Origin of the sequence: Stenotrophomonas sp. Sm6012, assembly GCF_030985895.1 — a bacterium.
GTDB classification, from domain to species: domain Bacteria; phylum Pseudomonadota; class Gammaproteobacteria; order Xanthomonadales; family Xanthomonadaceae; genus Stenotrophomonas; species Stenotrophomonas forensis.
In genome coordinates this window covers 1-6,606 of the sequence record NZ_JAPTFX010000197.1, presented here as the reverse complement: position 1 = coordinate 6,606, position 6,606 = coordinate 1, and the positions used below count along the sequence as shown (strand labels likewise).

Genomic DNA, 6,606 nt, shown 5'->3' with positions numbered 1-6,606 from the left:
GGCCGGCATCGAGGCGGTGCTTTCATCGTTAATGAGGTTGCCGGCCAGCGGCCGGCACTACCGGGGCTCCGCCATGCGCAACCTGCTGCTGCTGTTGCTGCTCTCGTGCACCACCGCGCAGGCGGCGCCGGTGCGGCTGTTCATCGCCGGTGACTCCACCGCCGCCGAGTATGGGCCGGAGCGTGCGCCGCAGGCGGGCTGGGGCCAGGCGCTGCAGAGCTACCTGGACCCGGCGCGCTTCGAAGTGCACAACCACGCCAAGGGCGGGCGCAGCACACGCAGCTTCATCGACGAAGGGCGCCTGGAGGCGATCGCCAGCGAGCTGCGCCGCGGCGACGTGCTGCTGATCCAGTTCGGCCACAACGATGCGAAGTTCGAAGACCGCACGCGTTACACCGACCCGGACACCGACTATCCGCGCCTGCTGATGCGCTATGTGCAGGTGGCGCGTGACAAGGGCGCCACGCCGGTGCTGGTCACGCCGGTGGCGCGGCTGCTGCACGACTTCGGATCGCTGCTGGATACGCACGCGCGTTACACGCTGGCGATGCAGCAGCTGGCTGCGCGCGAACACGTCGCGCTGATCGAGCTAAATGACCGCAGCACGCGCTGGATACGTGCGTTGGGCGAACAGGGCGCGCGCCCGTACTTCCTGTTCGTGCCTGCGCAGAACAAAGCCGACGGCACCCACTTCAGCGTGGCCGGTGCCAATGCAGTGGCCTGCCTGGTGCTGCGCGAGGCGGTGCCACTGCTGCCCGCATTGCAACCGGCGCTGGTGCGTGACATCGACTGCGATGTGATGGGCGCAGGGCAGGGCGCCGATGCGCAGCGACCCTCGCAGGTGATGTATGAAGACACGGTTGCACGCATGCAGCCAGGCCCGCATGGCGGCGCCGGTCCGACCACCGCGTACCCGTTCTTCGCCGACGCCGCGGACCTGCCGTTCGTGCTGCGCAAGCGCGTGCTGCACAAGGGCGCCGGCATCGGCCTGCACCCGCAGCACAAGGATGAGATCTATTACATCGTGAGCGGGCAGGGCAGCTACGTGCTGGATGGAAAGCAGCACGACGTGCGGGCGGGCCACGCGCTGCTGACGCGCACCGGCAGCACGCACGCGCTGCAGCAGGTGGGTGAGGAGGATCTGGTGGTGCTGCTGGCGTACCCGCGTGATTGAACGCAGCCGAGCATGGGCTCGGCTCTACAGATCAACGCGATCCGCGCTTGGCTCTACAACGGCTCCGGCCCGAAGTGCTTCAGCCCCAGCCGCGCCAGGTCTTCCGGCCGCTCGAAATAGGCTTCGTCAAAGGCATGCAGGGCGGCCTGCTCCTGCTCGGTCATCGCGCCATACAGGTCGTGCAGCTGTGTGATTGCCGGGTCGTCTTCCAGCCGGTCCAGCAACCCGCGCATGCCGGCCAGGATCGCGTGGGTCTGCACCGCGCCCATCGCCTGCAACGCACGCAGCGCCAGCTGGCAGGTAGGGTCACCCCAGTTGCACAGGAACTGCATGAAGCCGCCGTTGTTGATGTCCGCTTCCATGCGCCACAGCGCCACCAGCTGCTGGTCTTCATCGGACAACGCATCCAGCGCCCATGCAGCCGCCTTCAAGCGCGCCAGCGCCGCCTCGTAGTGGTCGTCCCACACCTGGTTGGGAACATCGACCACGCCATCCTCGCGCGGCGGCAGCAGTGCGGGCCAGTTCACGCCCAGGCCATCGGCGGTGGCGACCCAGTGCGCGCGCTGTTCGGTCGTGGCTTCGAACAGCGCGGGCGCCCAGCGCAGTGGCTGGCGGGTGCGGCGGCCATCGGCGAGGGTCAGCAGGATGAAGTCGTCGTCGAAGGCGACGTCGGTGACGCGGAAGGCAGCAAACACATCAGTCATGTCCCGCAGACTACCTGCGCGACCGCGTGTTTACACGTCGCCGCCGTCGGCCCAGCCTTCACCGGTACCGGCCTGGAACACGCGGTCATCGCGCTGCACATCACCGGCCGGCAGGTGCGCCTGGTCGGCCAGTGCGGCATAGATCGGCGTGAAGTCCGGCGACGTCGCCTGCATCAGCTGTTCGAAGCTGTCGATGACGAAGTAGGTCTTCTGGAAGGTATCGATGCGGTATTTGGTGCGCATGATCCGCTGCAGGTCGAAGCCGATGCGGTTGGGCGCGGCCGATTCCAGCGAGTACAGCGATTCGCCCTTCGACGACACGATGCCGGCACCGTAGATGCGCAGGCCCTGAGGCGTGTCGATCAGGCCGAATTCCACCGTGTACCAGTACAGGCGGGTCAGGTTCTGCAGCGCATCCGGGCCGATCGCGTGGGCTTTGACGCCACCGCGGCCGTAGGCCTCCATGTAGTCGGCGAACACCGGGTTCATCAGCAGCGGCACGTGGCCGAACAGATCGTGGAACAGGTCCGGCTCGGCGATGTAGTCGATCTGGTCCGGGCGACGGATCCACCACGTCACCGGGAAACGACGGTTGGCCAGGTGGTCGAAGAAATCCAGTTCCGGCAGCAGGCCTTCGACGCCGACCAGGGTCCAGCCGGTGGCGGCGCCGAGCACTTCGTTGAGCTGGTCGAAGCGCGGAATCATGTGCGCGCTCATGCCCATCTCGTCCTGCGCATCGAGGAACTCCTGGCAGGCGCGGCCGACCAGCAGCTCGCGCTGGCGCTGGTACAGCGTGCTCCAGGTGGCGTGGTCATCGGCGCTGTAGGTGTCCCACGGCTGCTCGACGAGCGCGGTGGTGTACACCGGCACGTAGCCCTTGTCGGTCTGCTGGTGTTCGACGCGGCGGGGCTGGGCGAGATCCATGGGACGCTCCTTGATGGGCATACCCACGATGCTAGGGCAGGCAGCGCGCAACAGGGTTGCAAAAGTTGCGCCGATTGGCCTTGTTGGCGCAATATCATTGCGTACTCACCATGTTGCGGAGCAACAATGGCCGGAGAAGTCCAGTTCGATCGCACTGATATACGTCTGCTGGCCGAAATCCAGCGGGATGGACGCGCCACCAACGCCGAGCTGGCGACGCGGGTGAACCTGTCGCCCTCGGCCTGCCTGCGCCGCCTGCAGCGGCTGGAAAGCGAAGGCGTGATCGTCGGTTATGGCGCGCGGCTGGAGCCGCGGCAGCTGCGCCTGGGCCTGCAGGCCTTCGTACGGGTGCAGCTGGAGAAGCACGACCAGGCCGCCATCGGCCACTTCGTGGACAGCGTGCAGGGCTGGGATGAGGTGGTGGCCTGCCATGCGCTGACCGGCGACATGGACTACCTGCTGCACGTCTATGTGCGCGACCTGGAGCACTTCTCGCACTTCCTGCTGGACCGCCTGCTCAACGCCGGGGGCGTGGCCGATGCCAATTCCAGCTTCGTGCTGCGCACGGTGAAGGGCTTCCAGGCATTGCCGCTGTCGCAGCTGGAATGAGCGCCGCCGCGATTTGACGCGGCCGGGCGGGTAGCCGAGCATCACCGCCCTGCGCACGGCGCAGCGTTCCTTTCCGGCTCCAGGCATGTCCCGACTCCAGCACCCGGTGCTCAACACCACCTTCCTGCCGCTGCAGCGCAAGTCGCTGGCGCGCTACATCGCCCATGGCACCCCACCGCAGACCGCGCTCGAACAGGCCGGGTTGATGGCCGCGCAGCTGTGCCGCGCGCGCCTGCATGCGCCGGCCGAGATCGAGCGCCTGCTGCATGACGCCTGCGTGCTGTTTGCCAGCAGCGAGGACGCGGGCAAGCAGCTGGCGGGTGCCGGCGGTGGTGCACAGCCGGAACTGGACGCCTGGCTGTCCGCGCTGGCCGCCCATGGCGTGCTGCTGGCACCGGCGGAGATCCTGCAGGACTTCATCGGGCAATCCCCGCAGGCCTACCCGGGACTGGCCTTGCAGCTGGCCTGCCAGGAGACCCTGGTCGAACAGGAGATCCACTTTCCCGCCGCCTTCGGCAGCGAGGATGAAGACGGCGCGCAGGACCCCGGCGAGGCGATGGCGACGGACGCGCGGGCGTTTGAACACCATGGCCTGTACACCTCCGAACAGGCCCGTGTGCTGCGTGCCATCGCGGCCAATCCGGATGAACTGATCGACCTCGATGGCTACGCCGGCACCGGCAAGGGCCACCTGGTGCTGGCGCTGATGGACGCGCGGCCGGGCCGCTACACCTATATCGCGCCCTCGCGAGGGCAGGTGGACGCGTTCCGAGCCCGCGTGCCGGCCAGCACCGCCAGGCGGCTGATGACCCAGATCGAGTTCGCCAACCATCTCGCGCAGCATGCCGCGCGCAGTGGAAAGACCCGGGGCTTCGTCGCCACCTACCGGATCAGCACGCTGTCACCGCGCGTCATCGCCGACCGGATCGGCCTGCAGCCCATCGGCAGCAGAACACCGGAACAGGTGCTGCGCACCGCACTCGATGCAATCACCCAGTGGTGCGCATCGTCTGCGGCGAGCCTGCAACCGTGGCACTTCAAGCGCACCGTGCACTGGGCCATGATCAACGCCGATCCCTACATCGCGGCGGCCGAGCAGGTGTGGCGCTGCATGTTCGATGCCGGTGTCCAGCGCGGAGGCTGCCTCAGCCTGACCGCGGCGCATATCGGCAAGTGGCTGTGGTTGCAGGGCGTCGCACCGCCGCTGGAACTGGGCATGCTGCTGATCGACGAGGCACACGATCTCAGTCCCGCCTGGCGGCAGCTGTTGGCCGCGCATGCGCCGGGCGTGGTCAGCCTGGGCGATCCGCACCAGCGCCTGAGCGGAAACGTGCATCGCTGGCAGGCGGCCAAGCGGGTGGAGATGCACCAGTCGGTGCGGCAGGGCCGGCAGGTGGATGAACTGGTCAACCAGACGCTGGCGATGGACTACATGGGGCGCGATGCGGAACCGTTTGCCGGTGCCACCGATCGCGCCACCGGGCTGCTGCAGTACGCCGACTGGTCACAGGTGCCCGATGCAGGCATCCGCATCTACGGCGACGTGGTACGGCTGATGGAGGATGCGGTGCGCCTGCATGCACGGGGCGCGCGGCTGCATATCCACCCGGCCACGCTGCGGCCGCTGCACAGCGCCCTGCGCGAGCCGATCGAAGCATGGAACGTGGTGCGCCAAGGCGGTTCGCTGCGGCCTTGGGAACGGGTGGTCGAGCAGTTCGTGGCACGTGGCGAAGGACGGCTGGCAGACCTGTTTACCCGCAGCGATGGCGGGCAACGGATCATGCAGACATTGCAGGCGCTGGTTCCCGTCGAGGACAGCCAGATCGTGCTGTGCCTGGCCGAACATGCCAAGAACCTGCAGTTCGATGTCGTCTCGATGTCCGACTGCTGCTTCAAGGCGGTCGCCGGCAAGCGTTCGCGGCACAGCCCGGTGCGCGCGGCCTATGTGGCGATGACCCGGGCCAGCCGGCAACTGTGGCTGCCCGGCGATGCGGTGGCGCAGCTGCAGCAGAGCGCGGCCGAGCACGAACGGTCCAGGGAGCAGATGCGGCAGGAGCGCCAGCACGCCGCAGGCCATCGCCACGCGCGCTGAGCGGCGCACCGCTCAGTGGCGGTGCGCCGGGGTGTTCAGCACTTGTCCTTGCGGCCCATCAGCTTGCCCAAGCGCGAGGCTTCCTCGCACTTCGGCGCGGCAACCGGTGCCGGTGCCGCGGCGGCGGCACGGGCCTTCTGCAACTGCTGGATCTTGGCGCGGATCTGCGGCATCGCCGCCATCGCGGCCTTCTCGCCCTCCAGGATCGCGGTGCCGCGCTGGCTGAAATCGGCAGCGCCGATGTCCAGTACCTTCGGCCGGATCACGATGTCGGCGCGCGCCAGTTCCTGCTCGCCCAGGCGCTGGCCCATGATCGAGATCGACTGGTTGACGATGCCGAGCATGCCGGTGGGCGCCTTGCCACTGGCCTTGCTGGAGATGTCCACGGCGATCACGAAGTCTGCGCCGAGCTGGCGCGCGGCATCCACCGGCACCGGGCTGACCACGCCGCCATCGATGTAGTTGTGGCCACCGATCTTCACCGGCTCGAACACGCCGGGGATGCTGCTTGACGCGCGCACGGCCTGGCCGACGTTGCCGCGCACGAAGATCGCGCGCTCGCCGGTTTCCAGCTGCGTGGCGACCGCGGCGAACGGCTTCTTCAGGCGTTCGGCCGGGCGGTTGGCCACCTGTTCGTTGACGTAGTCCTGCAGCTTCTGGCCCTGCACTAGGCCACCGGAGAACAGGCGCACGTCGCGGATGCTGGCTTCATCCAGTGCCACCGCCTTGCTCTGCATCTGGAACGCGTCCATGCCGCTGGCATACAGGGCGCCGACCACGCTGCCGGCGCTGGTGCCGGACACCACCACCGGTTCGAAGCCGTTGGCTTCCAGCATCTTGATCACGCCGATGTGGGCGAAGCCCTTGGCCGCGCCGCCACCCAGCGCGATGCCGATCTTCACCGGCTTGGCCTGCGGCACCACGGTCGGTGCCGGCGGCGGCGCGGGACGGACCGGATCGCCGCCGCAGCCGGCCAGCAGGCCGATCAGGGCGACGGACAGCAGCATGCGGGGGCGGAACAGGCTCATCGGCAGTGCGCTCGCGGCGCTGGATTCTGGAAAGGGCGCCAGCATACCGAAGCGCTGGCGGGGCGGGCAGGGTGG

The 6,606-nt window shown here is 68.1% G+C and carries 6 protein-coding genes; 3 read left to right on the top strand and 3 right to left on the bottom strand.

The features are described 5' to 3' along the window. Nucleotides 1–73: 73 nt before the first annotated feature. Nucleotides 74–1,174, top strand: coding sequence for a GDSL-type esterase/lipase family protein (locus O0J73_RS20950; RefSeq protein WP_197564473.1), 1,101 nt, complete (start codon nucleotides 74–76; stop codon nucleotides 1,172–1,174). A gap of 53 nt (nucleotides 1,175–1,227) precedes the next feature. Here the strand turns inward: O0J73_RS20950 and O0J73_RS20945 are convergent, their stop codons facing one another. Both O0J73_RS20945 and phhA read right to left on the bottom strand, forming a co-directional pair. Further along, on the bottom strand, nucleotides 1,228–1,878 hold the full coding sequence (locus O0J73_RS20945) for a DUF4375 domain-containing protein (RefSeq protein ID WP_197564472.1): 651 nt from the start codon (nucleotides 1,876–1,878) through the stop codon (nucleotides 1,228–1,230). A 30-nt stretch (nucleotides 1,879–1,908) separates the two neighbouring features. Then, nucleotides 1,909–2,802, bottom strand: a complete 894-nt coding sequence (gene phhA / locus O0J73_RS20940) for a phenylalanine 4-monooxygenase (protein WP_308309557.1) — start codon at nucleotides 2,800–2,802, stop codon at nucleotides 1,909–1,911. A 126-nt stretch (nucleotides 2,803–2,928) separates the two neighbouring features. On the opposite strand from phhA, the gene O0J73_RS20935 reads away from it, so the two are divergent. Next, nucleotides 2,929–3,411: an Lrp/AsnC family transcriptional regulator gene (locus O0J73_RS20935; RefSeq protein ID WP_004153377.1), complete on the top strand. Its 483-nt coding sequence runs from the start codon at nucleotides 2,929–2,931 to the stop codon at nucleotides 3,409–3,411. Nucleotides 3,412–3,496: 85 nt separating this feature from the next. Then, nucleotides 3,497–5,503: a hypothetical protein gene (locus tag O0J73_RS20930; RefSeq protein WP_308309556.1), complete on the top strand. Its 2,007-nt coding sequence runs from the start codon at nucleotides 3,497–3,499 to the stop codon at nucleotides 5,501–5,503. 35 nt (nucleotides 5,504–5,538) lie between these two features. Here the strand turns inward: O0J73_RS20930 and O0J73_RS20925 are convergent, their stop codons facing one another. Further along, entirely contained in the window at nucleotides 5,539–6,531 is a 993-nt protein-coding gene (locus tag O0J73_RS20925; protein ID WP_197564469.1) for a patatin-like phospholipase family protein, read from the bottom strand. Between the last annotated feature and the right edge of the window lie 75 nt (nucleotides 6,532–6,606).

Bases quoted from the DNA above. Each gene is read 5' to 3' on its own strand.
- O0J73_RS20945 (WP_197564472.1), bottom strand. From the start codon at position 1,878: ATGACTGATGTGTTTGCTGCCTTCCGCGTCACCGACGTCGCCTTCGAC.
- O0J73_RS20925 (WP_197564469.1), bottom strand. From the start codon at position 6,531: ATGAGCCTGTTCCGCCCCCGCATGCTGCTGTCCGTCGCCCTGATCGGC.
- O0J73_RS20935 (WP_004153377.1), top strand. From the start codon at position 2,929: ATGGCCGGAGAAGTCCAGTTCGATCGCACTGATATACGTCTGCTGGCC.
- O0J73_RS20950 (WP_197564473.1), top strand. From the start codon at position 74: ATGCGCAACCTGCTGCTGCTGTTGCTGCTCTCGTGCACCACCGCGCAG.
- O0J73_RS20930 (WP_308309556.1), top strand. From the start codon at position 3,497: ATGTCCCGACTCCAGCACCCGGTGCTCAACACCACCTTCCTGCCGCTG.
- phhA (WP_308309557.1), bottom strand. From the start codon at position 2,802: ATGGATCTCGCCCAGCCCCGCCGCGTCGAACACCAGCAGACCGACAAG.